Source organism: Pseudomonas sp. AC463, assembly GCF_979253585.1.
Genome location: NZ_CEEDDZ010001252.1, coordinates 1 through 230 on the forward strand (window position 1 = coordinate 1; position 230 = coordinate 230).

At 75.2% G+C, this 230-nt stretch carries 1 protein-coding gene; it reads left to right on the top strand.

The genetic code is table 11. The features are described from left to right. Nucleotides 1-230 (top strand): type 1 glutamine amidotransferase family protein (locus AC0IYH_RS34315; RefSeq protein WP_471838965.1); only part of this gene is annotated, 230 nt, incomplete at both ends.

Below are 230 nucleotides of genomic sequence, written 5' to 3' on the forward strand. Positions count from 1 at the left end.
GTGCGCAAGATGCCCGATCGGCTGGAGGCGGGGATCGCGCGCCGGATCGTCGCCACGCGCGAGGGGCGCGATCACCCGCTGCTGGCGGGCCGTACCCCCGCTTGGGACGCGCCCGCGATCCACGGCGACGAGGTCGAGGCGCTGCCCGAAGGCGGGACGCTGCTGGCGGGGAACGGCTCGACCCGGGTACAGGCAGCGGAAATCCGCCACGACGGCGGCGTGTTCTGGGG